We start from the raw sequence: 26,538 nt of genomic DNA on the forward strand, positions 1-26,538 counted from the left end.
GCTTGAGATAATAAAGATAAGACCCTATAATTCATGCTAATTGTAGGGTTTTTCATTTCAGGAGGTGTATATGAGCAAAGCTGCAAGATATGCCCAATCTGTTTTAGAAAAATATTGGGATAGAAAGTTGCCCATCAACCTAGAAAAGATTATTGAAAATATTCAAAAATCAATGAATAAGTCTGATATTAATTTCAGCTATGAATCTCTAGATGAAGGTATATCTGGTTCTATTAACTATGATAAAACCAACGAATATTTTCATATCAAGGTTAATGATAATAAGCATATTCATCATCAAAGATTTACTTTGGCTCATGAATTGGGTCATTATGCCTTATCTCATGGTGAAAAATATGATAATGAAAAAACTTTATTTCATAATGGGCATTCTGACCCAGATGAAGTTGAAGCCAATGCTTTCGCTGCTGAAATCTTAATGCCTAAAGTTGTGGTTAATATGTTGATATTTGAAGAAGGTATTACTGAAGTCCAATCTCTTGCAAATATTTTTAAAGTATCTGAATTAGCCATGCGTTATCGTTTAAAAAATCTAGGTATTTTATGATGACATCACACAATAATGAGGACTATGCCAGAATCACCAATCTTGATAAAAAATTACAAGATAAAGATATTCATGAAAAAAATATAGAATATCAACTTACCACTAAGCGTATAGAAGTATTTGGTAATGTTGTAAAATATAGTATCGGTGCTGTCGTACTTTTTTCATTACTATTAATAGCGGTGATTGACAGATACTTACAACATTTTACAGAGGGTACTGTTCCTGATAATTTTTGGCATATTCCTTTGATGTTATGTTTTCTTATCAGTACAATATTAGGTTTATTGTTGACATCAGCAGTTAAATTTGGCAACACAACTAAAAAGGATGAGACTGATAATAATTCGTTAAAAGAGAATATACCACTTATTAAAGATATTATTAGTCTGACAAAACCAGATAATAAATAGAGACCTACAGTAGTAGGTCTTTTTGTTTGGCTTGTTGTTTTAATTATCACCTATACAAAAATATCTTTTTATTTTATAATGACCACCTAGTTACACCTATAGATTAGGTGTAAAAGCGTTACCCTAAAATATACTTGAAAGCCTTGAAATCCCATTATATTACACCGTATCAATCTGACGCTTTATAAGTTAGATGCCATTATGGAAGGGGATTTGGGGGAATTATTGGATGCACTCTTGCGTGAACACCAAGCTGACCTAATGGCTAGCGTTGGTGGTGAGTAACTAAGAGTATACAGCATGAAAGGTTTGTTCCTGCCAAATTTACGCCAATTGTCTTTGCGTTTTATATGTCTGGCATCATGGCATTCTGGATGTCGGCGGTGTCGGTTGCGGTGAATACTGGCTTTGGTGGTAAGTATTTCACACGTGTGATTGGTGCGCATTTGATTGCCTTTCTCATTGCTTTTGTTTGTGTGGCGATACTAAGACCAGTTGTGATAAAATTGGTGGATTTAACCATCAAAAAATCGTGAGACCAATATAATGAGATTGAAACTTGTGATGATATTGGCATTTTCCATATTAGGCTGTGCCCACTCACCCAATATAGAAAATGTGAAAATCACACCCAAAGAAGTAAAATTTCAATCCAAAAACGCAAGCCCTGCCGAGATTGACGAATGTCAAAAACAAGGCGGCAAGGTGAAGAAAGTGGGTGTGCTACAATTTGATAAATGCATCATCACTTATCCCGATGCAGGCGAAACGTGCACCAAAGGCGATGATTGCCAAAGTGGGAGATGTGAGCCAAAATCGAATAATGCGCTCAAGCCAACCAAGGCAATCATAGGCGTATGTAAAGTGGATAGCAATCCGTTTGGCTGTCGCAGCTTTATCGAGAGCGGGCAGGTGCTGACACTGTGTGTGGATTAAATCTCTTGATCGTGCTAGGCTGATTGATTGAGATTTAAAGCGTTGGCTTGGAAGTGAATTAGTATCAGAAGCAATAGTTAACCAAATTTAAAATTTAATGTAATGTTCTAAGGCGTAATTATGTCAAACAACCAACCTCAAACCGAACTTATCGACACCAACGAACTCATTCGCCAACGTCTTGAGAAGCTAGATATATTAAAACAAAAGGCAAGCGAACAAGGCAAAACCGCTTATCCAAACACCTTTAAACCTGCCGACTATTGTGCCGATTTGCAAGACAAATTTGCCAAGGTCGATAAAGCAACCTTAGAAGCGGCCGCAGAAGCAGGCAATAAGACTTGTGCCAAAGTCGCTGGGCGTGTCATGCTAAACCGTGGCTCGTTTATCGTGATTAGCGACATGACAGGGCGTATTCAGTTGTATGTGGATAGAAAAGGGTTGCCTGCCGAGACCTTGGAGCTGATTAAATCCTTAGATTTGGGCGATATTGTTGGGGCGAGCGGTTATATTGGGCGTTCGGGCAAGGGTGATTTGTACATTCATCTAGAAGACTTTGAGCTTTTGACCAAGTCGTTACGCCCCTTACCTGACAAATTTCACGGCTTAACCGACACCGAAGTTAAATATCGTCAGCGTTATTTAGATTTAATGGTAAACGAAGACACCCGCAAAACCTTTGAAATCCGTGCCAAAGTGGTGGCGGGCATTCGGGCGTTTTTGGTGAGCGAGCGCTTTATGGAGGTAGAAACGCCGATGATGCACGTTATCCCTGGCGGTGCGTCTGCTCGTCCGTTTGTAACGCACCACAATGCCCTTGATATGGAGCTGTTTTTGCGTATCGCCCCTGAGCTGTATCTAAAACGCCTTGTTGTCGGTGGGTTTGACCGTGTGTTTGAGATTAACCGCAACTTTCGTAACGAAGGCGTATCTACTCGTCACAACCCTGAATTTACGATGATTGAGTTTTATCAAGCCTATGCTGATTATAAGGATTTGATGAGCTTAACTGAGCGTATGCTTGAAAAATTAGCAACTGATATTTTGGGTACGACCGATCTGCCTTATGGCGATGAAGTGTTCAGCTTTAAAGGCCCATTCAAAAAAATCACGATGTTTGATGCGATTTTGGAACACAACCCGACCTTTACCGCCGACAATGTCAATGACCGTGAGTTTTTGGCAAATTTTGTCAAAAATGAATTAAAAGAAGAAGTCAAACCGTCTTTTGGTTTGGGTAAATTGCAGACGATTGTCTTTGAAGAGACGGTAGAAACCAAACTTCGCCAGCCGACTTTCATCACCGAATACCCTGCCGAAACGTCGCCACTGGCCCGCCGTAATGATGACAATCCGCACGTTACCGACCGTTTTGAGATGTTTATCGGTGGGCGTGAGCTTGCCAATGGGTTTAGTGAGCTCAACGACCCCATTGACCAAGCCGAGCGTTTCCGCCAGCAAGTTGCTGAAAAAGACGCAGGCGATGATGAGGCAATGCACTATGATGCCGACTTTATCGAAGCCTTAGAATACGGTTTGCCCCCAACCGCAGGGCAAGGCATTGGCATTGACCGTCTGGTGATGCTCTTTGCCAATGCACCAAGCATTCGTGATGTGATTTTGTTCCCGCACATGAGACATAAGGGCTGATCAAACCTTAAAAATAGCCTTATTTAACAGTAAGGCTATTTTTATTGTGGGCGTGATGATGGAAGATATTTTTGAAGTTGTTATTAAAGCTATTATCAAATTATTACGGACATTTGGCGGAATTTTTCAATTTTTTATAGAAGTTTTTGGCGATTTAATCAGTCATTTGATTGAGAAATGTTATAAAAAATATCCCAAAACGATCATTTTTATTTGTATTTTGCTATTAATTGTGGTTATTTATGTGCTTGTCATGGCGTTTGCACGTTAAATTTTTAAAAATGATTTATCAGGGTTTATTCATAAATTTTTTAGCTTGCCATTGCCATTTTTAAAATCCCAAAAGTGCGGTATAATGGCACAAATTTATACCGCTCATCTGTCAATCTCTCATGTCCGAATACCAAGTCTTAGCACGCAAATACCGCCCCAAAAATTTTAGCGAATTATTGGGGCAAACCCATGTCTCCCAAGCCCTATCGCATGCCATTGACACGGGGCGACTGCACCATGCTTATCTGTTTACAGGTACTCGTGGCGTGGGCAAGACGACCATTGCACGGATTTTGGCAAAGTGTCTAAACTGCGAAACGGGCATCACCAGCACGCCCTGCGGTGTGTGTGACACCTGCGTGAGCGTGGATAATGGGCGGTTTATTGACCTGATTGAGATTGATGCCGCTAGCCGTACCAAAGTAGAAGACACTCGGGATTTGTTAGAAAATGTCCCTTACGCCCCCACTCAAGGTCGGTACAAGGTGTATCTCATTGACGAGGTGCATATGCTCTCCACACACTCGTTTAATGCTCTGTTAAAAACACTAGAAGAACCCCCCGAGCATGTCAAATTTATCCTAGCGACCACCGACCCCCAAAAGCTCCCTATTACGATCATATCGCGTTGTCTACAGTTCGTGCTTCGTCCGATGTCGCAAGAGCTTTTGCATGAGCATCTAAGTAAAATACTTCAAAATGAAAACATCAGCCATAGTTATAATGCTGTCTGGCAGTTGGCACAATCCGCCAAAGGCTCGGTGCGTGATGCACTGTCATTAACTGACCAAGCCATTGCTTTTGGCGGTGGTAGCCTGAATGACGAGACTGTGGTCAGTATGCTGGGGCTTGTGGATGGGCTAGATGTGCTCGACCTGATACGGGATATTTATCTGGATAATCGAAGTAGCGTGGCAAATCATATCTCAAGACTACGCACTCAGATGGTGGATGCGGTCGCGGTACTTGATAGACTGGTTGATAGCCTGCATGAACTTGCCATGATGCAGTTCTTGCTGGCGCCACTTGATAAGAATGATACACAAAAACAAGCCTTCACCCAGCTATCTGCGCAGATACCTGCTGATGTGTTGCAGCTGTATTATGAGATTGCCATCAAATCGCGTGACAGCGTGCGCCTGGCGACCACGCCGATGCAGGCGCTTGAGATGGGAATTTTGCGATTGCTTGCGTTTCGTCCGCTTTTGACGAATGAAGTATTAAACGTTGAGCGCGCACCAGTAGTTGGCTCTGACATTAAAGATGTAGAATCGCCTGATGGTAATCAATATCACAACGATCATTCTTCTACAGGTGTCGCTCATGGTGATGATACGAATGGCGAAAATCTATTACAGACTGATGATCTTAAGATTGATAACGAGATTAATGCAGTAGCCCATGACAATGACCTGTCATTAGATGAACTTCATCAAGAGGAATCAATTGAACTAAACTCGCATGATCCAGCTTCTGATAAGCTGACTTACGATGATAAACAAAGCGACGTTAAGACAGTTGAAGCTGAACCATCCGCTGAATTTGCCTCTAATGATACGATTGGATACAAAGAACTATCAGATGATGTTGGTGGTCATATCGTCGATGACCAAATCGACATCCAAGAGGAGATGGCTTTAGAGTCATCACCTGCAAATCCAATTAAGACCAATCATGCAATCAATCAACAAGATGAGCTCATTTCCGAAACGCTTTCAGCTGACAACCAAACAAACTTAGCCACTAACCCAAAGCAAGCCTTAAGAGCCAAACTGATCGCACCTCAGGTTGAGCTATCAGGCGAGTGGACAGCACAAAAATGGGATTATTGGCTGGCATTGGCGCGTCAAGAGCATCTGTTCAACAATGACGAGTTGGCGCTCTTGCACAGCAGTCGCATGGTGGGGGAAATAGATGGCAAAAGCACGCTGCATGTGGACAGCCATAACTCGCAGGTGGACGTTAGCTTTAACTCTGCCAAAGCAAAAATCGCCGAGCGACTACCGAACATGCAGCTTCAAAACGACTTGCCATTGTTGGATGTTGCAGAAAAAGCAGACATTCCGTACCAATTACAAAAGAAGCGCGATGCTCAGGTGATGATAGATGCCCAAAATCAAATCATTCAAAGTCCTGTAATTCAGACCTTATGGCAGCAAGGATTCATTGATGACCATGGAGAGGATACGCACATCCTATCAGGAACGAAATTAACCTTAGACGATTAATATTTACCATATTTAACATATGTAAATTATTGATTTTAATAAATAATTATAAGAAATTGACGGTTGTTTGACCTAATATGTGAAAATTATTACTAAATCATTACAAAAGACGTGGATTTGTTGCAATTTATTCAAAAAATATGTATAAATTGTTTACTAAATGCACATAATCTCTGTTATAATATACATTTAATTGGTTTGTGTAACGGGGAAATTAAGGCAGGCGTATAGAGGTTTTGGCAGATAACCAAAACAGCATCATAAAAGCCAGCCTGCCCTGATGGATTTAGAATAACTTTGAAGGTTGAGTATGTTGGATAATTTGCGTGGTATGGCAGTTTTTGCCAGCGTGGTGCGGCATGGGTCTTTTAGTGGTGCTGCCAAAGAATTGGGCATTACAACAAGTGCTGTCAGTCAGCAGATCCGCTCTCTTGAATTGGATTTGGGCGTGGCGCTACTACATCGCTCAACGCGAAAACTAAGCTTGAGCGAAGCAGGTGAAAGCCTTTATACCGCTGCCTTGCAGATGGTAAAAGCGGTTGAGCAAGGGCGCGACAGCGTTAGTCAATTAAAGGATGAGATTGCAGGCAGTCTTCGTATCGCAACATCGCCAGAGATTGCGCGCGAATATCTGATTTCTGCGCTGAGTACGTGGCTTGACGAGCATGAGAACCTGTCTTTGAATTTGATCGCACGCGGCGAAGAGCTTGACATGATCGAAGATCGCATTGATTTGGCGGTTGTGTTAGAAGAAAATCCGCAAGGTGTAACACTGACTAAAGTCAAGCAGTTGTTGCTTGCATCGCCAAGTTATCTGGATGTGCATGATGCCATCGGCGCGCCAAAAGACCTGTCATCACACGTCTTCATCGCCCATGGTGACAAACAAAACGAAAATCTAGAATTTCAAAAAGGCGAGGATAAATTTAGCATCCGTGTCTCGTCACGCTTGATGAGCAACAATCAAGCCATCGCGCTTGATTTGGCAGCAGCGGGTTATGGCATCGTTAAGTCAAGCGAATTGAACGCTAAGGCTCTCATCGAGTCGGGTGAATTGGTGCCAGTGCTTGCTGATTATCAGCTGCCAACACTGACCTTAGGCGCATCTACTGTCGCCAAAGAACAGATGCCCACCAAAGCAAAAAAATGCCTCGAAATGCTCATTGCTTATTTTGACAAATAAAGCTAAAAAGACCTTGATTACTTAAGGTCTTTTTTGTTGCTAATAACTGTGAAATTTTTATCTCAATCGTTTAAAAACTTGTCGCATTTGCGTCATATTTTAGTATAATTGAGTATCATTTTTGATGAAGATTAGGGAATAACGATGAAAATAAGCCAATCAAGTGGTCGATTTAAGACTTTATTGAAGCCTTGCGTGCTATTGGTGGGTGCAGCGATGCTGGCCGCTTGTCAAAATACCAGTACGTTCAACGATTCAAATACCGCCAATATGGCACAAGCCAATTTGGCGAGCAGTCATGCTGCTGATGCCCATGCATTATTTAGTGATCAGTTATCATCGCCCATCGTGCGTAACAAGGCAATGCTGACCGAAGCACTGGCGGCGCATTTATCATCAGAAAGACATACGTTAGGCACGTATCACTATAAGGCAGTAAGCATCGGCAACCCTGATGGTGTCGATGCTTCGGCAGATACTTTGCTCGCCAGCGCGATTAAGACCTACGAACACAAGACCAATCAGGACATTCAAGGCTACGAGCCAGATTATTATCGCTCAAGCACGGATTATATTTACGCTGATAGTGATAGCATGGATAATAGCCTGTCCGAGCTGCCTTATCTGCGCTATGATGATGAGCAGCTGGGTCGCACACCTGATAGCACCGTAACACGAGGCGAAGGTTTGGTGTTCGAAGGCGATTATCATACCAAGCGTAGTCTGGCGAACAGTGCGATTAGCGGTTTCCATAGCTGCATTGCCTCAGCCTCATCTGAAATTGATAATTTGGTACGAGATGAGCCAAATATTAGTATAAGCAAGCAAGCGGTAAAAGGCCAACTAAAAGCCATCAGTGATTGTCAAAAAGTATTTAACCAGTCCGTTGAAGATGAGGAGTTGTTATCAGGCTCTGGTTATATCAGTTCCGATGTGGCGCATTTCCGTGGTTGCGCGCTGAATTTTGACAAAGGTGTTCGCCAAGTTCTTGCGCCAAATCGCCAAATCAAATCTTACGATGACGACAGCTATGCTTATTATGATTTGGTGTACATGGATTATTTTGTGTGCAATGAAGTGGATAATTTTAATCGCGCGCTTGAGCCATGGGATTATCTGAATCAGACTTCTGAACAAGATTTGAAATTAATCGTTGCTCGAAAAGAGTGCGCATTGACACATCAGGCAGGAGTGCAAGAGCTATTCGCGCGTGGTAAATCATACGATAAAAACAAAGAAGAGTTCGCTGATAATTACATCAGCTATATCAATTGTGTTGATGGCTCCATTAAGGATAATACCGATAAGGATTACAACCCTGAGCCGATTAATGAGCTATCAGAAGTATCTGTTCGCACGTCAGAGCAGTATTCAGCCGTGCATGGTTATGGCAGCTATGATGATTACGAACCGCAATCTCGCATCTCATCATGGTTCGATGCCTATAAGAGTATGAAAGCCGCACAACAAGAAGAAAGAAAACTTCGCCTGCCGGCGGGTCAGATGCCGAACATTTTTGGTAGTGTATTAAGCAGCATGCTAAATCATATGAAAGTATCGCCTGAACAGGTGCTCGCTCAGAATCTGTATCGTTATAATAACACAGCGCTGACCATACTTAGTCACCATCGTCCGCAGCAGCGCCAAAGCAAGATGCTGTATTCGATGGATTACTACTCTCCCACCGCCGAGCAGTCGATTCAGCTGCCTGTTCTGTTAGACTTCGAGCATTCAAAAGCCAAGGCGGACGTCGCTGCGCTATTGCCGGTCATCGCCATGCTCACCCCAAAACATGCACCATTACCCAATGAACTGCCTGATCAAGAGATGACTTTTACACTACCAAATGATCTGCATAAGCAACTGCCGATGACGGTGATCTATGATGCGATCCAAAAAGGCGTTCTAAATGCCTTTAATGAGCTTGATGGCGATCAATTTACCGCTATTGACATCAGCGATGATAAATTTGCCAAAGATATTGGAGCGAGTCGCGCTATTAAGGTGAATTTTGACGCGTATGGAACGGGTCAGTTCATGGGTGTGATCATCAAGCACATTGGCAAAGCCTTAAAATCATACGTTGATGCACATCCTGAAGTGTATGAACAGGGTGATAAAGGCGATAACATCAAGCGCGCCATTGACGACTTGGCGATCATTAATGATGGCTATCACACGCGCGATCTGGGCGGTCTGATGCAGATCATTGAGGGTGTTTTACCCGTGGACTTTCATCAGGCGAATTATTTTTACCTGAATCGCCAAGGCAAAATCGTTGGCATGCAAGTGATTGGTAGATTTGATGATGTGATGCAGCAGATTCGCGTTGAGACTGTGGGTCAGGTGCGTTATTCTAACATGCCATTTAAGCATCCATTGAATGACAAATTTGCGAATAGCTTTAGCACAGCAGAAGAATTTGATGGTACGGTTTGGCTATCAGACATCAGTCAAGAAGCCAAACTTAAAAAACAGGCATTAGAAGAGCGACTGTCTTATGAAGAATCATATGATGAGTACGGCGATGATGATCTTTATGATGATGCTGAAGGTGCAACCACCGCAGCTGAAGCAGCTACTGCCGCTGCGCAATATAGCCAAGACTAAATAATAAGGACATATGATGACTTTAATGAAATTTACACCCTTTGCGATCGCTGCGTCGCTTGCCTTATCAGCTTGCACCACAACAGGACAAAGTGCGCTAACCCCTGAAGAATCCAAAATGCCCACCGCGCCAGATGCCAAATCAGCGTTAAGCCAAGCAATTCAATCTCAGCTGCGCTCATCTTTTGATTATCAAACGACGGTCTACGCCTCCAATCATATTCGCCGTGATGCATTGGCGAATACCACGCCCGAGCAGCTGTCTGCCTCTGACGACATGATGAGAGTGTGCGAAAATGAACACGAAGAAGCGTACGCTGCACTATTAAAATCAGAACCATCTGACGATTTAGATGATCAAAAACAAGCCATTAAAGAGCGCTATCTATCATGTGTAAGTGATCAATATGGCGTGGATGCTTACGAGAGCTTTGATTTTGAAGAGTTTTATCAACAGTCTAAAGACTTAACTCCTGAAGAGATGAGAACGGTACTTACCACTGCCATCTCTGCTCATGCAGAAAGCCAAAAGCTAAAACTCCAAGAAGTCAATTCTGCTGAGCATGACGGCAATCATACCGCACTTGATGTCAAGAAAGCCAAGCTGTTGAACGAATATCTCATCAAGCCCGCCAAGGCTACGATGGTGGGGCGCTATCAGCCGCTATCTGGCATAATGACTGCTTTGCCAAGTGTTGAATATCATTCCAAGAATCTCAATATGGCCATGAATCAGCCTGTTTATGTTGATCTAAAAGCAGGAATCATTTACCTGTGGGCGGACAATTTCGCGTTGGCGAACAGCAATCTGGCTGACAAGAATCTTGGCGATAAGTGGCATAATAAATGGCTTGCCATCCCGCTAAATGACGGTAGCCTACCTGAGGGCTTTGCCAAAGAATTCATCCGTGCCTACCTTAACGCCAAAAAAGAGAGCTTCCAAGGCCTCGATGATACATCTATCAAGCAAGTCTCTGCGCAGGCGCTATACGACTTGCCGTTCTTTGAAGAGAATGTCAATGACACAGTCAAATCTCGCATCAATGACAGTACCCGCATTATTCAAAATGCACCAACTGCCAAGGCACGAGCCTACAGCCGCTATATCTTTGCTGACACATTGTATAATGATATCACTGCCAAATACCCGCAGCTTCAGAACGAACCGACTTATCGTGAGTACGACTTGATTGATGGTGAAAGCATCATCAATGTGAGCGCACCCATCAGTCAAAGTGAAGATGAGTCAGACACTACTGATAAGCCGAAATTCAGCAGTGAAAAATTCATGGGCTTGCTACTAAGCATTCTAAGAGTTCAAATTGACGGCTATTATGACAATCTAAATCAGTCAGAGTCAGCAGCTGAAGAAAGCGAGGCGTCTACATATACACCTGTTTGGCATTACGGCATCAAATCAGGTCAGATCAACTGGATGCATTATCGCCATTATCTGACTAAGCAAATCAAGCAAGGTCAGTTCGCTAAAAATGTGATCTCTGCCAAAGAGCCGATGTTTGTGGATGTATTTACGACCATCAATCCTAAGGCCAGCCATGACTTTGATCGTCTGCCAAGTCATCTGCGTGTGCCAAATGCCCAAAATAGCGTAAACGTGTTTGAGTACGGTAACAAATTCATTGAACGCCTAAAGTCCAGCGATGATAAATATCGCCAAATCATGCTACAGTTGCTAATGGGGGCAGAAGATGCGCAGGAAGATCATTAATCGACGCAGACAACGACCACATCCCGCCAAGCTAAGAGCCACTCGCTTGGCAAGGCGTAATATTCGCCAACAACATCTCGTGGCGAAGAGACGTCAGCTCTGGCGCTTTATCTGCATCAAAAAGTGGTTTTGGCCGAAGGTTAATTCGTTGTAACTTGACAAATAAATAAGGGTGCCGATCGCACCCTTATTTGATTATTTGCTGTCTTGTGGTTTTAGTAGATGATTTTCTAGATAATGAATGTTTTGTGCTTCATTAACAAAATTCTCATCTTGGAGAATGACATCGCGATGTAGTGGAATGTTGGTCTTGATGCCTTCGATGATCAGCTCATCCAATGCGTGCAATGTCTTTGCAACGGCTTGACTGCGTGTTTGCGCATGGCAGATCAGCTTACCAATCATTGAGTCATAGTAGCTAGGGATGTTATACCCTTGATACAGATGACTATCAAAGCGTACGCCAGAACCGCTTGGTGCGAACAGATTTTCGATCTTGCCAGGGCAGGGCATGAAAGTCTTAGGATCTTCCGCATTGATACGGCATTCGATGGCATGACCGCGGATGGTGATCTCGTCTTGATGATAAGACAGTCCATAACCTGCGGCGATTTTTAATTGCTCAACGATGATGTCGATGCCTGTAATCATCTCAGTAACAGGGTGTTCTACCTGAACACGTGTATTCATCTCAATAAAGAAGAATTGACCGTCTTCATATAGAAACTCAAAGGTGCCCGCACCGCGATACTTAATCTGCTCACAAGCACGCACGCACGCATCTAGAATTGGCTGTCTGATGTCATCAGGAATGCCAGGTGCTGGCGCTTCTTCTAGTACTTTTTGGTGGCGGCGCTGTAGCGAGCAGTCACGATCGAACAGGTGTAGGGCATTACCATTACCATCGCCAAGTACCTGAACCTCGACATGGCGAGGGTTCTTTAAGAATCGCTCCATATATACGGTATCATCACCAAAGGCGCTTTCAGCCTCTGCCTTGGCAGCTTGTACTTGGTTGATGAGTTCTTCGAAGCGTTCTACCACACGCATGCCACGACCACCACCGCCAGCTGCTGCTTTTACGATCAGCGGAAAGCCGATGTTCTTAGCCTGCTCTTCGGCGTTGTGTAGAGTGATTGCGCCAACAGAGCCTGGCACAGTCGGCACGCCCGCTTTTTTCATGGCGTTAATGGCTGATACTTTGTTACCCATTAGGCGAATGTGATCAGCATGAGGACCCACGAAGGTTAGGCCCGCTTCTTCTACTTTCTCAGCGAAGTCAGCATTCTCCGACAAAAAACCATAACCAGGGTGAATCGCATCCGCGCCAGTCACTTCAGCAGCTGATAGGATGGCATTCACGTCAAGATAACTTTGCGAAGAAGGGGCGTTACCGATGCATACCGCCTCATCTACGAATCGCAGGTGCATGAGATCTTTATCGGCTGTCGAGTACACGCCCACGGTAGAGATGCCCAGCTGCTTACAGGCACGTACGATGCGCAGGGCGATCTCACCACGGTTTGCAATCAATAGTTTTTTAATCATGGTTCACCTACGCTTTGTAGCGGATAACAGGCTGACCGAATTGTACCACGTCGGCATTATTTACCAGAATCTCTTCGATGATGCCGCTTTGGGTGGCTTCTAATGGGTTCATGATTTTCATTGCTTCGATGATACCTAGTTGGTCGCCTGCTTGGACTTTTTGACCGACTTTAACGAACGGAGGATCATTTGGGCTAGGTGCTGAATAGAATACACCCACCATTGGCGAGGTTTCAACTTTGCCGCTCGGTGCCTTTGGTGCGGCGGCCGCTGCAGGTGCAGCTGTGGTTGCGACAGGTGCGGCGATGGTCTGTACAGCAACGTTACGGGTTAGATTCACGTAGTTATCATCATGACCGTATTCAAGATTGACCAGATCTTTTTCTTCCATTAAATCAATGAGTTCACGAATTTTTTTGATATCCATAGCCATCACCTTTTAACAATGGGTTGAAATTAAAAAATTAAATAACACTGTTTATTGTAACAAATTTTTTCAAAAACGCCTAGCGTAAAACTGGGATTGCGCCATTTAACTTGCTAAAAATTGTTCAAAATGCGCCAACAAACACGCAAAAAAACAGATTGAATATAGTGTACATTCGTTTTATTTTATTGCAAGTGTTTTTTGTATGAATTTTGATGATTTCATCAAAAAATGCTCAATTTTTAGCAATATTTCATCAATAATTACCAAGTTGGGATGTCTTGTTCGCCTAGCCAACTTGGGCGTACCCATTTGGGCGCATCTTTAAATTCAAAGCTTGCCATTTGCTTTAATAATTCTGCAGGATCATCAGATACACAGATCAGATCCATGTTCGACTGCGGCATGAAGCCTTCATCTGCGCATCGCTGCAGTGTCTCTAAGAACGGTGTAAAAAATCCTTTGGTGTTAAGAATGCCGATCGGTTTGGCGTGCTGACGTAGCTGTAGCAATGACAGCACTTCATAAAGCTCCTCCAAGGTGCCAATACCACCTGCCATGGCGATAAATCCATCAGCAAGCTCAATCATCTTGTATTTTCTGGTTGCCATGTCAGGTGTCTCGATTAATTGGGTCAATCCTAAATGAGCAACTTCTTTTTGCTTTAAGAATGTAGGAATCACACCCGTCACTGTTCCGCCATGCGCCAGGGTAGCATCTGCAATGGTGCCCATCAGACCTACTTTACCACCGCCGTAGATGAGATGCATGCCTTGGAAGGCCAGAGTTTTGCCCATCTGCTTGGCTGCTTCGTAATAATCGGGTGTTGTCCCGAAGTTTGAACCGCAGTAGATGGTGATGTTTTTTAGAGTGTTCATATAGCCTCCCATGATTAAGATGGTGTGTTAAATTAAGAACGATTGAGCCAGCGCCACGGCTGTACCGTGCCAAGCCCCATGCCAATGAGACCGAGCACCATGACCGTGCTAAGTGGTTCACCCAGCAGTGGTACAGCGAGCAGGGCAGACATAAAAGGCGCAAGTGACGATAGCCCGCCCGCCTGAAAAGCACCCAATCGCGCCACCGCCATGGCATAAGTAACTGTGGCAACAATCATCACCAGCACGCTATGAAAGATGCCTTGTATGCCCAGGTGAATGATGCTTGCGTTCGGCGAAGAAAATCCAATAAAAAATGCATAGATCGGCAAATAAATAACCGCCGACCAAAAGACCGTACTGCACATCGCTTGCCATGGAGTTAGTTGCCATTCTCTAAGTAGGACGCTAAAGCCCGCCCAACAAAAAGCACAAGCCACAAAAATCGCATCGCCGATATTGAAGTGATACGCGCCTGTCATGATCATTGTCGTCATCGCCAATAAAGTCATGATGATGATACCAAGTGCGATTTTGGTGTTGTGATCCGGCTTAACCCGAAAGAATGCCCACAGTAGCAGCGCAGTCGCCACAGGAATCATACCATTTAAGAATACAGCACCGTGAACCACAGGCGCAAGAGCAAAGGCGGTATAAACCAGACAGCTATACCCAGCACCACCCATTAGCGCTAGGACAACAGATCGTCTCGACCATAGGGATTGCCAGCCTTTTTGATGGTGGATGACCGGAAGTAGAATCAATGCAGAAAAGGCAAAGCGCATGGCGATCACATCCCAAGGCGAGATTTGCCATGCCACGGTAACTCGTGATAGCAGGCTAAAACTTCCCCATACACACATGGTAAGTAGCACCAGAAGATAGCCTTGGGTTCTTTGTGATAATTGGTTAAATAAATGGCTTGGGTGAAGCATGATTGTATTAATTTGAATTTTTATTATTTATTTAAAGGTATTATACGCCAAAAAGACAAATCCCCAAATATGGCATTTGGGGATTTTTGATTAGTCTTTGGCATTTTGAAGTTCGGGATCGGCGAATACCACCACCTCTTCTTCAAATTCAGGCTTAACCTGTACGACAAAGTCCTCTCGAGACAGACCCATGCGCAGCGGAATTGAGCTGGCAACATAGATTGAAGAGTAAGTACCTGCAATCGTACCGATAAACTGAGCCAGTGCAAACCAGAACAGACCATCACCACCCAAGAATAAGAGCGCAAGCACCACCACAAAAACGGTTCCTGTGGTCATGAATGTACGTCTTAGCGTTTCGGTCAGTGACAGGTCAACCACTTGATAAGGCGTCAAACCACGAACACGGCGGAAGTTCTCACGAATGCGGTCATAGACAACGATCGTGTCGTTCACCGAATAACCAATCAAGGCTAGAACAGCTGCTAGCACGGTCAAGTCAAATGGCCAACCAAAAATAGCAAACAAGCCACACACCACGATCACGTCATGAAACAGTGCCAGTACCGCACCCAAAGCCAGCTTAAACTGGAATCGGATCGATACATAAACCATCATGAGCAACAGCGCCAAACCGATGGCAAGTAATGAATTTAGATAAACTTCATTACCTACCTGACTGCCAATGATGTTAATGTTCTCAACGGTGGCAGGATTTGATGGTAAGTTCAGTGCTGAGGTTAGCGCTTGGCTAAGACCTTCAGGGTCTTGCGTATCCTGAGGTGGTAGGCGAACCAATAGTTCACTACGTGTACCTAGATACTGTACAACAGCATCATTAAAGCCTTGCTGTGATAATGCGCTGGCAACTTGTGCCTGCTCAACAGGCTGACCATAAGAGACGTCAGCCGACACACCACCGGTAAAATCAAGACCAAGGTTTAATCCCTTAACTGCGATGGCGACCACACTTGCAATCACCAGTAGCGCTGATAGGATAACCATCGGGATCTCAAGCTTCATGAATGGCAGGATGCGACGGTTGCCAATCAGCTTGGCGCCACCTGCTTTTTCAGCGGCTTCATCAACAGCGATGATGTCTTGATTGGCAAGCGCTTCTTCGTTCGCGCGAGCATTACTGCCTTTGCCATCGCGGCGTGGACCACGGCGACGACGCACCTCTTTAGCGTTTAGTTCGTCGTGGTTATCGATTGGATTATTATCATTTGTCATCATATACTCCTAACCGATGCTGATTTTTGTCAAGTTTTTACGATAGCCATACCAAATCTGCATGAGTGCACGCGTCACGATGATGGCGGTAAATAAAGACGTGATGATACCAATGGCAAGCGTAATGGCAAAGCCTTTGACAGGACCTGTACCAACCGCGAACAAGATAAACGCCACCAATAGCGTGGTCATGTTACCATCTAAAATGGAGCTAAACGCACGGTCAAAACCTGCCACGATGGCTGATTTGGCTCTGGCGCCTGCGTCAATCTCTTCACGAATACGCTCAAAGATAAGTACGTTAGCATCGACCGCCATACCCATGGTCAATACGACACCGGCAATACCTGGCAGTGTCAAAGATGAGCCAATGATCGACATGATGGCAGCCAGCATGACAATGTTAAAGGCAAGCGCAATACTGGCAATCACACCACAAGCGCGATAGAAAACGATCATCCACAAGAAGACGAGTAGATAGCCGATTTTTGAGGCGAATAGACCCTTATCGATGTTGTCTTGACCCAATGATGGGCCGATGGTGCGCTCTTCAACGAAATACATTGGTGCAGCCAGTGCGCCAGAACGAAGCAGTAGGGCAAGTTCATCAGCTTCGGCAGTAGAGTCTAGGCCCGTAATCACAAAAGATGAACCTAGTACAGCATTAATCGTCGCGCGGTTGATGACACGTGTCTCAGAATATGGCGTACGAACTTCTGTCGTCTCTCCAGTCTGAGGGTCGGTCTCGTAGCTTACGCGCTGTTTGTTTTCGATGAATAGCACCGCCATTTGTTTGCCTACAGCAGGAGCTGTGGCGTTTTGCATCAGCCTACCACCTTGAGTGTCAAGGTTGATCGATACTTGTGGGCGGCCATTTTCATCCAGACCTGCTTGAGCGCCTTGAACTTTTTCACCAGTAACGATGGGCTGGCGATTCAAAAGTACAGGCGGGCCATTTAAGTCACCAAATGGATAAGCTTCGGTGCCAGCAGGCGCAATGCCACCGGTAAAGCTATCAGCGTCATCGCTCACCATGCGAAATTCTAGGTTTGCCGTGCGACCAAGTACACGCTTAGCTTCAGCGGTGTCTTGTACACCAGGCAGCTCGACGACGATGCGGTTAGCGCCTTGTGATTGAACCAAAGCTTCAGCGACACCAAGCTCGTTAATACGGTTACGCAGGGTCGTTAAGTTCTGACCTACTGCATATTCATTAATCTCATTAAGACGAGCTTCGGTGTAGCTTAGTTGTAGTGCTGCGCCTTCGGTATCAGCCAATGGACGCAATGTGAATTCGTTCGCCATCTGGGCTTGTAAGATGCTCTGTGCGCGATCACGAACGTCATTGCCATCGAACACAAGCATCATACCATCTTCGGTGGTACGTAGGCTTTTGATGGCGATCTTGTCGGCGCGTAGGGCGCGTCTTGCGTCTTGGCTTGCGGTTGCTAGGCGTTGCTCTAGGGCTTTTGCCATGTCCACTTCAAGCACGAAGCGCACACCACCACGCAAGTCTAGACCTAGCTTCATCGGTTTTGCGCCGATGTTACGCAGCCATTCTGGGGTGGTTTGGGCAAGGTTTAGAGCGACGACATAGTTCTCACCTAGTTCACGGCGCAAAACTTCTTGAGCTTTTAATTGATCTTCGGCGGTTGATAGACGCACCAAAGCACTGTTATTACTAAAGCTGCCGCCATGATGGCTAAGTCCTGCTTTATCAAGCAGTCCTTGAGATTCGTTTACAACATCTTCTGTTAATTGCACGCCAGCCGATGCACCAGTAATCTGTACCGCAGGCTCATCAGGGTATAAATTAGGCAGGGCATACAAGCCAGAAATTACGAGCACTACAGCGATAAGTATGTATTTCCAAGCAGGGTAATGCATAGGTTTTTCTTATGGTTAAGGCGCAATTTAGCGTTGCGCAAAATTAAAACAATGAAAAAAACAAAACCTGCCAAAACAAGTCTTGTTTTTGTTGCTTAGATATTGTCGATTGTACCAGCAGGTAGAACGCTGATGACGCTTGCGCGTTGAACTTTAATAGAGTTGGTTGGGTTTAAAGCGATGACCGCATAATCACCTTCGATTTTGGTGATTTTACCCATAAGACCGCCGGCAAATACCACTTCATTACCCGCTGCTAAGCTATCTACCATCGCGCGATGTTGTTTTCTTTGCTTTGATTGCGGGCGAATAATTAGGAAATAAAAAATCGCAAAAATAGCCACCATTGGCAGGATTTGCAATAGAGCGTTTGGTTGTGCTGGGGCAGCAGCTGCGTGTGCGCTGGTGATGAATAATTCCAACATATTATAACTCCTTCAATAAAAAATGAGTGAATAAAAGGCAAAAATAACGCATATCATACCACAAAAATACCTTATAAAACCATGTAATTTCACGGATAATCTGAATGATAGCAGGTGATTTTTCTTAGAATCAGACCAAGCTTGCCAGAATGTGCGCCAAATCATTTCACGGCATTTAAATTTAAAAATAAGCAAGGTTTTGAATCTTTAAAGGATTTTTATAAAAATACCACATAACAATGCTTGCAGTTGTGGTGATTTTGGCTTAATATTACATTTCCGTTTTTATTAATTTTCCTTTATGTCCCGTCACCGATCACGCGTTATCCCTTATTTTCTTATTTTTAGTCTTTGTTTGCCTTTGGCTGCCCATGCCAATCAAAGTGCACAAGTCAGCACGACCAACATCATTTTGCTTGTGTTTTTTATTTCCTTATCTTTGGTCGCGTCATTTATTTGTTCAATTTCAGAAGCCACGCTTTTGACGATGACGCCATCTTATGTTGATACTCTTCGAGAAGAAGATCCAAAAGCTGCAGCGCTCTTGGAGGATGTTAAGGTCAATAACATCGAAAAATCCATCTCGTCTATCCTTACATTAAATACCATCGCGCATACTTTGGGTTCCCTTGGTGCTGGTGCGCAGGCGACGATCGTTTTTGGCGATGTGTGGTTTGGTGTATTTAGTGCGGTGATGACGATTGCGATTTTGATCGGTACAGAGATTATCCCAAAGACGCTAGGCACGACTTACTGGCGACGTTTTGCCATTCCGGTGGCGTATTATGTGTGCGCGATTAATTTTGTATTAATGCCGATCGTGTGGTTCGCCGAGAAAATCTCTCGGTTGGTGACACGTGGTAATACAGAATCGACTTTTAGCCGTCATGAGTTCATCGCGCTTGCCAATCAGGGCGAGAGCTTGGGGCAAATGAGTGAGCTTGAGACGCGTATTATTAAGAACTCTTTGGCGCTTAGCATGATTAATGTCGAAGACATCGTGACGCCACGTTCTGTGATCATGGCGTTCGATGAGACGATGACGGTCGGTGATATTTTTGCCAATCATCCTAAGCTACCGTTTTCTCGTTTTCCGATTTTTAGTGAAGATTTGGACAATACTACAGGTTTTATTCTAAAGTCCGACCTGCTCATTGCCAAGGCCAACCAAGAAAATCACACGCCGATCAAGCATTTCAAGCGTGATATTAATTTTGTGTTTGCTAAAATGAAGCTGTTTGATCTGCTTGATCTTATGCTAAAAGAACGTGTTCATATCGCGTTGGCTGTGGGTGAATTTGGCGAGGTCAAAGGTTTGGTAAGCCTTGAAGATGTGCTAGAGACGCTATTGGGTCTTGAGATTGTTGATGAATTCGACCGCGTGGATGACATGCAGGCATTGGCACGTCAATTAATGGATCGCCGCATGAATCGCATCGGGGCCAAGCTTGAAGAAGTTGAATCATTGGATAATGATAAATAGAGCAGCACACATTAAGCTCTTAAAACTGCAACAAGTTGTTACAATTAGCCATGATTGATTAAAGATAATTTGTTATCTTGACCTTATCTCGTCACACCGACGATAATAATTCATCTACATGAGGTGCAACATGAGCATCAAGAACAATAAAAAAACTTACCTAAAAACAGGCATGAAAATCGGCGCATTCGCCACCGCGATCTCGGCGGTGACGAAACTACCCATGAATAAAGTTAGCCGTTCTATGGGACTTGGCTTGGTAGCAGCATTTGGTGCAGCGACATTAATCAGTGCGCCAGCCCATGCGATCAGCGAATCATCTGTTCAAGCTTATGCTGCTGCCATGAATCAAGCAGCTAATAGCCAAAACATCGGGCAAATCTCACGCCTTATCTCTGATGAAGTCATTGTCTCTTTGACTCGTAACGGCAAAACTGCCAACCTAGATAAGAATGGCTATCTACAGCTTCTCCAAACAAGCTGGTCAAAATCAGACAATTACCGCTATGACATCCGCATCAGTGATGTGGTGATCACAGGCAACCAAGCCCGAGCTCAGGTAGTGACCACAGAGACATGGACAGAAAATGGCAAGCCTGTTAAGCTCATCACAACATCGAGAGCGACACTGTCAGAATCTGGTTCCAATGCGGTGCTACTACGTTCGGTATCGCAGGTAACGATTAACTGATTTTTGGCGTTGTGAGTTGATGGTGCTACTGCTCAAAATATAGTTATTTTTTCAGATACTTTACCGTCAGTTGTGTTTTGTAAAATAAGCACGACTGACGGTATTTTTATGGTAAATTTTTGATTTGATGGTTGATAATGCACAAAAAATCAGGCATTATTAAGCAGTTATTTTTACATTGTAAGGTTTGATGTTTGCTTGGGTTGTACTAAGTGATAATCTACCGATGTTTATAGCGCCTAAGTGCTGATTTATGTTGTGCTTGGGCGGATAAATTATTTGTAAAATATGGAATTTTATTCATTATTTTTTATTTTATGTTTTGGCAATTAAGGCTTATCCCATATGTCACATTCATTGTCTACCAACGACCACCCAGACCGCACAAAAAACCAAAAAAATTCACGCACAGTGGGGCTGATGAAGCCATTGACGCTTGCGGTGTCGGCTTATTTTTTGGCAGCATGTAGTAGTACAGGCACCAGCACGCCAACCAACAACACTGCACGCACAACCGCAACGCCAGCCACACAAAGCCAATCAAGTGGCTATAGCGGCGTGTTGGATGAAGCGATGCTTGATGAATTAGAAGATTTATTGCAAGCCACAGACATGAGCATGGTGCAAGGCGATGCTTTGACGGTTCAACGCTATGGTAACTTATGGGATCGTGTACGCCGTGGCTACAAGATGGGCGATACCTATAATGCTCGTATCGAAGCTCAAAAGTCATGGTTCTATAGCCGTCAAAGCTACCTTGATCGTCTGACTGCGCGTGCATCACGTTATCTGCACCATACAGTAACGGAAGCAGAGCGTCGTGGCATCCCAACTGAGCTTGCACTACTGCCAATCATCGAAAGTTCGTACGATCCATCTGCCACCTCTAATGCGGCGGCGGCAGGTCTGTGGCAGTTCATCCCAAGTACAGGTCGTATCTATGGTCTAAATCAAAGCTCAAGCTACGATGGTCGCCGTGATGTGATCGAGTCGACTCGTGCTGCCTATGATTTCTTGACCAGCCTTTATAATCAATTTGGCTCATGGGAGCTTGCCTTAGCGGCTTATAACGCAGGTCCTGGCAGGGTGTCTCGTGCTATTCGCGCTAACGAAGCGGCGGGCTTACCAACTGATTATTGGTCATTGAATCTACCTACTGAGACGATGAACTATGTGCCACGCTTTATCGCGGTGTCGCAGATTGTCGCATCGCCATCTAGCTATGGCGTAAACTTGCCTGCCATCGCCAACCATTCGCATTTTAGAACTGTACCTGTGAACTATGGTGTTAGCTTGCAAGAGATCGCTAACATCACTGGCGTGCCTTTTGATGAATTGCGTCTACTCAACCCGGCATTAACGAATTTTACGGTTGATAGTGCAGGCCCAAATCGTATCGTAATTCCTGATAGTCTAAATAGTAGTGTTGATGATCAGCTGTCTGCACTGACTGGCTTTGGCTATGGCGGTTCATATTCAGCCACAGCGCCTGCGCAGACGACTCAGTACGTTCTACCAAATAAAGGCGCTACTGTCAATTCAACATCACAGCAAGAACTGATGCAGTCTAATACCTTGCCGACCACCATTGCGCAGGTGACTGCCAATAACACCATCGTTCAGGAGCCGCCATTGACTCAAGAAGAGCGTGACTTTATCGCTGCACAGATCCAAGCGACAACACCTGAAGCGGCACAAGCGGTAAACCCTAACGACGGCAATATTCAGCTAGACGCACTACAGACAGCTCAGTCTGTATTAGAAGCACGTGGCCAGTCCAAATCACTAAGCTACTCAGCACCTGCCACGACTGTCGCAGTTGCACCACAGCCACAACCTGTTGCATCTGAGCCTGTCATTGAGCCAAGTTATACACCACCACCTGTGGCAGCTCCGCAGCAGCCACGTCCACAGACGAATGCCAATACATCTCGACCTGCAGAGCGTAAACCTGCAGAGCGCAAACCTGCAGCACGTCCTGAGAGTTATACCGTGCGCTCTGGTGATACATTGACAGGCATCGCTGCAGCGAATAATCTGACAGTAAATCAATTAGCAAGCTATAACAACATCAGTACGAACACCTATGTTCAACGTGGTCAGAAATTGTGGCTGGTACCAGGTAAGGTCAAACCAGCACCTAAGCCTGCACAAACAGCCACCAATACAGTCACTAAGACTAATAACACTGCCAATAACACTAAGACAGCAACACACCGCGTACAGGCAGGTGAGAGCCTAACTTCTATCGCACGTAAATACGACATTAGCGTGCATCAGCTGGCTGAGCTGAACAGTCTGTCGCCAACTGATGGCCTATTGATTGGCCAGCAGATCAAGGTACCTGCCGCAAAAGTGACAAATGTCGCGCCTGCCGCCAATACAGCACCGAAGCCTGTCAGTCAGCGTGCAAGTTCTCAGACGGGTACTTATACTGTTAAGCCAGGCGATACGCTAACAGGCATTGCTAATAGCTTGGGTGTGTCTAATGCGGATATCGCAGCGCTGAATAACTTCCAGCCAAATGCTCGCATGATTGCAGGTCAGGTCATCAAGGTGCCGGTATCAAATGCAACCGTTGCTCGCAAACTAAATAATCAACCGATCAAGTACACCGTCAAATCTGGCGATAGCTTGACATCGGTGGCATCACGTCACGGCATTACCATTAAGGAATTGTCGAATGCGAATAATCTAAATACCAATTCAAACTTGCTATTAGGTACGACCATCACCATTCCTGCTGCAGGTTCTGCTAAGCCTGCCGCTATTGCCACACCTGCTCGCAGCCAAAGCGCAAACACTCAAGCGACGCCATCACAAGCAGCGCCTGCAGGTAACACCATCGCCAATACTGAAAATTACACCGTTCAATCTGGTGAGCACTTAACAGGGTTGGCGACCAGATTTGGTGTGTCTGTCAATGATTTGGCGAAGACAAATAATCTTGCCACTAATGCTCAGTTGCGCCGCGGTCAAGTTATTAAGGTGCCAAAGCTTACCACAACCTATAAGGTAAAATCGGGCGATAATCTGATCTCGCTAGCACGTCGCTACGGCATCAGCACTGAAGAGCTTGCAAAGATGAATAATCTTGAGAATAACGCAAGTCTTCGCATCGGTCAGAAGCTAACTGTACCGAACAAATAAACCAAACAAAAAACCGCACATAGAGTGCGGTTTTTTATTATTTAAATAAATGCTACATGCTAGAGCCTAAATCTTGTTTATTTACAGCCTAATATCATGCAGGATTGTCAATATCTACAAATACCACTTCCACGCCCATCTCCTTGGCGACGACCTCGCCAAGCGCACGAATGCCATCGCGTTCGGTGGCATGATGCCCTGCGGCAAAATAATCTATGCCTAGCTCACGCGCACTATGTGTCGTGCGCTCGGAGATCTCTCCTGAGATGAACGCATCGCAGCCCATCTTGGCGGCTTGTTCGATCATGTCCTGAGCGCCACCTGTACATAGTGCGATCTTGGCAAGGTGGGATTTACCACTTGCGATATGTAGTGGGGTGCGACTCAGTTTGGCAGTGATCTTGTCAGCAAAATCAGCAGGAGTAATCGGCTCGCATGTAGCGATGTTACCAATCGGATGCTTCTCATAGGGATATAATGCGCCAGTTACCTCAAGGTCAAGCGCCTTGGCAAGTAGGGCATTATTACCGATAATAGGATGGGCATCTAAGGGTAAATGATATGCGATGAGCGATATCCCATGCTGCATCAATGTGCGCACACGACGACCTTTCATGCCAACCAAAGGCGCGGGTTCACCTTTCCAAAAATAGCCATGATGCACCAAAATCGCTTGTGCATCTTTACGGATGGCTTCATCAATGAGTGCTTGACAGGCGGTCGTTCCAGTGATGACCTTGGTGATGGGCGTTTCTGCATCGACTTGTAGTCCGTTAGGGCAGTAGTCGTTAAATTCATCCGCGCCTAGGTATTCATCACAAAAGGCGCTCAGAGCGGTAGCGGTAATGGCGGTCATAATAATTCTACAATAATAAAATAAATTATTTTAACGATTTTTTGTTTATTGTGCAAATGCTGGGTTTTTGTATTGATTTATAAAATTGCAGCCTCACTCAGTGATTAATCGTATAATTGAGTAATAATTTTATTTAAATTCACTTTATCTTCGCAAAATTATCCCAATATTTATCCATTATAATACCGAAGATTTAATTTGAATAAGGATACCGAATGAACCATCCGCAGCATTCACCACGTCGTGAGAAGGGCGCAAGTATTTGGCTGATTTTGCCATGGCTGATCGCATTAGTGTTGGCAGCTGTTTTATATTGGGCCTTTTTTATGCGTACGCCTCAGCAGGCGATAGCACAGCCGACACATGAGAATCAAGCTTGGACGCCCGTAACAGCTGAACCTGCCCAAATCTCCAACGCAGCACCCGCCATCAGCTCATATAAAGATGCGGTCAATCGTGCCGCTAAGTCAGTGGTTAATATCTATACAACTCAGACCGTTCGCCATCCTTATATGAATGATCCGGTGTTTAGGGAGTTTTTTGAGCAGTATTATGGTGCTCAGATGCAGCAGGGCGCAAGCTTGGGTTCGGGGGTGGTTGTCTCAAAGGATGGCTACATCGTCACCAATGCGCATGTCGTCAGTCAGGCTGATGACATCATCGTCGCGCTAAACGACGGACGCAAGACGCGCGCGAAAGTCATTGGCAGTGATGCAGACAGTGATCTGGCCGTGATTAAAGTAGAGCTTGATGATCTAGAGCCGTTAGCATTTCGCAGTTCGCCCATCAGTGTTGGCGATGTGGCACTTGCTATTGGCAATCCTTTTGGTGTTGGTCAGACAGTTACTCAAGGCATCATCTCAGCGACAGGGCGTACAGGACTTGGTATCAGTAGCTTTGAGGATTTTATTCAGACGGATGCAGCGATTAATCCTGGTAATTCAGGCGGGGCGCTCGTTGATTCTGAAGGCGCGCTTGTTGGGATTAATACGGTTATTTATTCGCGTTCTGGTGGGTCGATGGGCATTGGTTTTGCTATTCCAACAAGCATTATTGAGCAGGTCATGAACGCGCTCATCACCAATGGCAAAGTCAACCGTGGTTGGCTTGGTGTTGGCATTGCTCAGAATCAAGCCAATCCGATCAGCCTAGAATCAAGCCAAGGCGTCTTAGTGACGCAAGTCTGGGAAGGTGCGCCTGCTTATGCTGCAGGACTACAGGCGGGCGATATTATCGTGGAGCTAGATGGCGTTGCGATCAAGGATGCCAATACTCTATCAGGTGTGGTGTCTCGGCACACACCAAATACCACACTAGCAGCAAAAATCATTCGTGATACAGAGCTAATGACGCTTCAAATCACACTTGGAGAACGCCCAAATCTAGACAGATAATCCAAATAATAAACCTGCCACATGAGCAGGTTTATTATTTG

General features: G+C 44.8%; 22 protein-coding genes and 1 pseudogene. 15 read left to right on the forward strand and 8 right to left on the reverse strand.

What is annotated here, in order from left to right; all coding sequences use genetic code 11:
* Positions 1-70 precede the first annotated feature (70 nt).
* From DYD54_RS05395 to DYD54_RS05445, 11 genes and pseudogenes are all read left to right on the forward strand, one after another.
* The gene (locus DYD54_RS05395; protein ID WP_063514061.1) at positions 71-568 is read left to right on the forward strand and encodes an ImmA/IrrE family metallo-endopeptidase; all 498 of its coding nucleotides are present in this window, start codon (positions 71-73) and stop codon (positions 566-568) included.
* Complete coding sequence (locus tag DYD54_RS05400) at positions 565-981, forward strand: hypothetical protein (RefSeq protein WP_063514062.1); 417 nt, start codon at positions 565-567, stop codon at positions 979-981. Before DYD54_RS05395 ends, DYD54_RS05400 begins: the two co-directional genes overlap by 4 nt.
* A gap of 162 nt (positions 982-1,143) precedes the next feature.
* Positions 1,144-1,266, forward strand: a pseudogene (gene prfA / locus DYD54_RS11570) (peptide chain release factor 1); the annotation flags it as partial.
* Positions 1,267-1,313: 47 nt separating this feature from the next.
* Positions 1,314-1,517: a DUF2798 domain-containing protein gene (locus DYD54_RS05410; protein WP_502243679.1), complete on the forward strand. Its 204-nt coding sequence runs from the start codon at positions 1,314-1,316 to the stop codon at positions 1,515-1,517.
* Between the two features lie 82 nt (positions 1,518-1,599).
* Positions 1,600-1,917, forward strand: a complete 318-nt coding sequence (locus tag DYD54_RS05415) for a hypothetical protein (protein WP_063514064.1) — start codon at positions 1,600-1,602, stop codon at positions 1,915-1,917.
* 120 nt (positions 1,918-2,037) lie between these two features.
* On the forward strand, positions 2,038-3,567 hold the full coding sequence (gene lysS, locus DYD54_RS05420) for a lysine--tRNA ligase (RefSeq protein ID WP_063514065.1): 1,530 nt from the start codon (positions 2,038-2,040) through the stop codon (positions 3,565-3,567).
* A gap of 58 nt (positions 3,568-3,625) precedes the next feature.
* Positions 3,626-3,838 carry a hypothetical protein gene (locus DYD54_RS05425; protein ID WP_172459592.1) on the forward strand — a complete coding sequence of 71 codons (213 nt, stop codon included), beginning with the start codon at positions 3,626-3,628 and terminating at the stop codon, positions 3,836-3,838.
* Positions 3,839-3,959: 121 nt separating this feature from the next.
* The gene (dnaX, locus tag DYD54_RS05430) at positions 3,960-6,068 is read left to right on the forward strand and encodes a DNA polymerase III subunit gamma/tau (protein ID WP_063514067.1); all 2,109 of its coding nucleotides are present in this window, start codon (positions 3,960-3,962) and stop codon (positions 6,066-6,068) included.
* Between the two features lie 310 nt (positions 6,069-6,378).
* Positions 6,379-7,251 carry a LysR family transcriptional regulator gene (locus tag DYD54_RS05435; protein WP_063514068.1) on the forward strand — a complete coding sequence of 291 codons (873 nt, stop codon included), beginning with the start codon at positions 6,379-6,381 and terminating at the stop codon, positions 7,249-7,251.
* Between the two features lie 144 nt (positions 7,252-7,395).
* Positions 7,396-9,861, forward strand: a complete 2,466-nt coding sequence (locus DYD54_RS05440; RefSeq protein WP_063514069.1) for a hypothetical protein — start codon at positions 7,396-7,398, stop codon at positions 9,859-9,861.
* Between the two features lie 16 nt (positions 9,862-9,877).
* The gene (locus DYD54_RS05445) at positions 9,878-11,590 is read left to right on the forward strand and encodes a hypothetical protein (RefSeq protein WP_063514070.1); all 1,713 of its coding nucleotides are present in this window, start codon (positions 9,878-9,880) and stop codon (positions 11,588-11,590) included.
* Positions 11,591-11,785: 195 nt separating this feature from the next.
* Here the strand turns inward: DYD54_RS05445 and accC are convergent, their stop codons facing one another.
* From accC to yajC, 7 genes are all read right to left on the reverse strand, one after another.
* Positions 11,786-13,138 (reverse strand): acetyl-CoA carboxylase biotin carboxylase subunit, encoded by a 1,353-nt coding sequence (gene accC, locus DYD54_RS05450; RefSeq protein ID WP_036362582.1) that lies wholly within the window; start codon positions 13,136-13,138, stop codon positions 11,786-11,788.
* Between the two features lie 7 nt (positions 13,139-13,145).
* Entirely contained in the window at positions 13,146-13,565 is a 420-nt protein-coding gene (gene accB / locus DYD54_RS05455) for an acetyl-CoA carboxylase biotin carboxyl carrier protein (RefSeq protein ID WP_063514071.1), read from the reverse strand.
* 263 nt (positions 13,566-13,828) lie between these two features.
* Entirely contained in the window at positions 13,829-14,443 is a 615-nt protein-coding gene (locus tag DYD54_RS05460; protein WP_063514072.1) for an LOG family protein, read from the reverse strand.
* 32 nt (positions 14,444-14,475) lie between these two features.
* Complete coding sequence (locus DYD54_RS05465; RefSeq protein ID WP_063514073.1) at positions 14,476-15,378, reverse strand: DMT family transporter; 903 nt, start codon at positions 15,376-15,378, stop codon at positions 14,476-14,478.
* Between the two features lie 90 nt (positions 15,379-15,468).
* Positions 15,469-16,611, reverse strand: a complete 1,143-nt coding sequence (secF, locus tag DYD54_RS05470; protein WP_063514074.1) for a protein translocase subunit SecF — start codon at positions 16,609-16,611, stop codon at positions 15,469-15,471.
* 9 nt (positions 16,612-16,620) lie between these two features.
* Positions 16,621-18,498: a protein translocase subunit SecD gene (gene secD, locus DYD54_RS05475; protein WP_063514075.1), complete on the reverse strand. Its 1,878-nt coding sequence runs from the start codon at positions 18,496-18,498 to the stop codon at positions 16,621-16,623.
* 95 nt (positions 18,499-18,593) lie between these two features.
* Positions 18,594-18,920, reverse strand: coding sequence for a preprotein translocase subunit YajC (gene yajC, locus DYD54_RS05480; RefSeq protein WP_036363174.1), 327 nt, complete (start codon positions 18,918-18,920; stop codon positions 18,594-18,596).
* A gap of 358 nt (positions 18,921-19,278) precedes the next feature.
* Here yajC and DYD54_RS05485 point away from each other — a divergent pair, with 358 nt between their 5' ends.
* From DYD54_RS05485 to DYD54_RS05495, 3 genes are all read left to right on the forward strand, one after another.
* A complete protein-coding gene (locus tag DYD54_RS05485) occupies positions 19,279-20,406 on the forward strand; it encodes a CNNM domain-containing protein (RefSeq protein ID WP_228703526.1) in 1,128 nt (375 codons plus the stop codon).
* A gap of 130 nt (positions 20,407-20,536) precedes the next feature.
* Entirely contained in the window at positions 20,537-21,097 is a 561-nt protein-coding gene (locus DYD54_RS05490) for a hypothetical protein (RefSeq protein ID WP_063514076.1), read from the forward strand.
* 420 nt (positions 21,098-21,517) lie between these two features.
* The gene (locus DYD54_RS05495) at positions 21,518-24,247 is read left to right on the forward strand and encodes a LysM peptidoglycan-binding domain-containing protein (RefSeq protein ID WP_407662078.1); all 2,730 of its coding nucleotides are present in this window, start codon (positions 21,518-21,520) and stop codon (positions 24,245-24,247) included.
* 94 nt (positions 24,248-24,341) lie between these two features.
* Here DYD54_RS05495 and DYD54_RS05500 read toward each other — a convergent pair whose 3' ends face one another.
* The gene (locus DYD54_RS05500) at positions 24,342-25,103 is read right to left on the reverse strand and encodes a Nif3-like dinuclear metal center hexameric protein (RefSeq protein WP_063514078.1); all 762 of its coding nucleotides are present in this window, start codon (positions 25,101-25,103) and stop codon (positions 24,342-24,344) included.
* Between the two features lie 215 nt (positions 25,104-25,318).
* Between DYD54_RS05500 and DYD54_RS05505 the strand changes: the two genes are divergently transcribed.
* Positions 25,319-26,497, forward strand: a complete 1,179-nt coding sequence (locus tag DYD54_RS05505; protein ID WP_063514079.1) for a S1C family serine protease — start codon at positions 25,319-25,321, stop codon at positions 26,495-26,497.
* Positions 26,498-26,538: the final 41 nt, after the last annotated feature.

The sequence above is a fragment of the Moraxella ovis genome (assembly GCF_900453105.1).
Taxonomy (GTDB): domain Bacteria; phylum Pseudomonadota; class Gammaproteobacteria; order Pseudomonadales; family Moraxellaceae; genus Moraxella; species Moraxella ovis.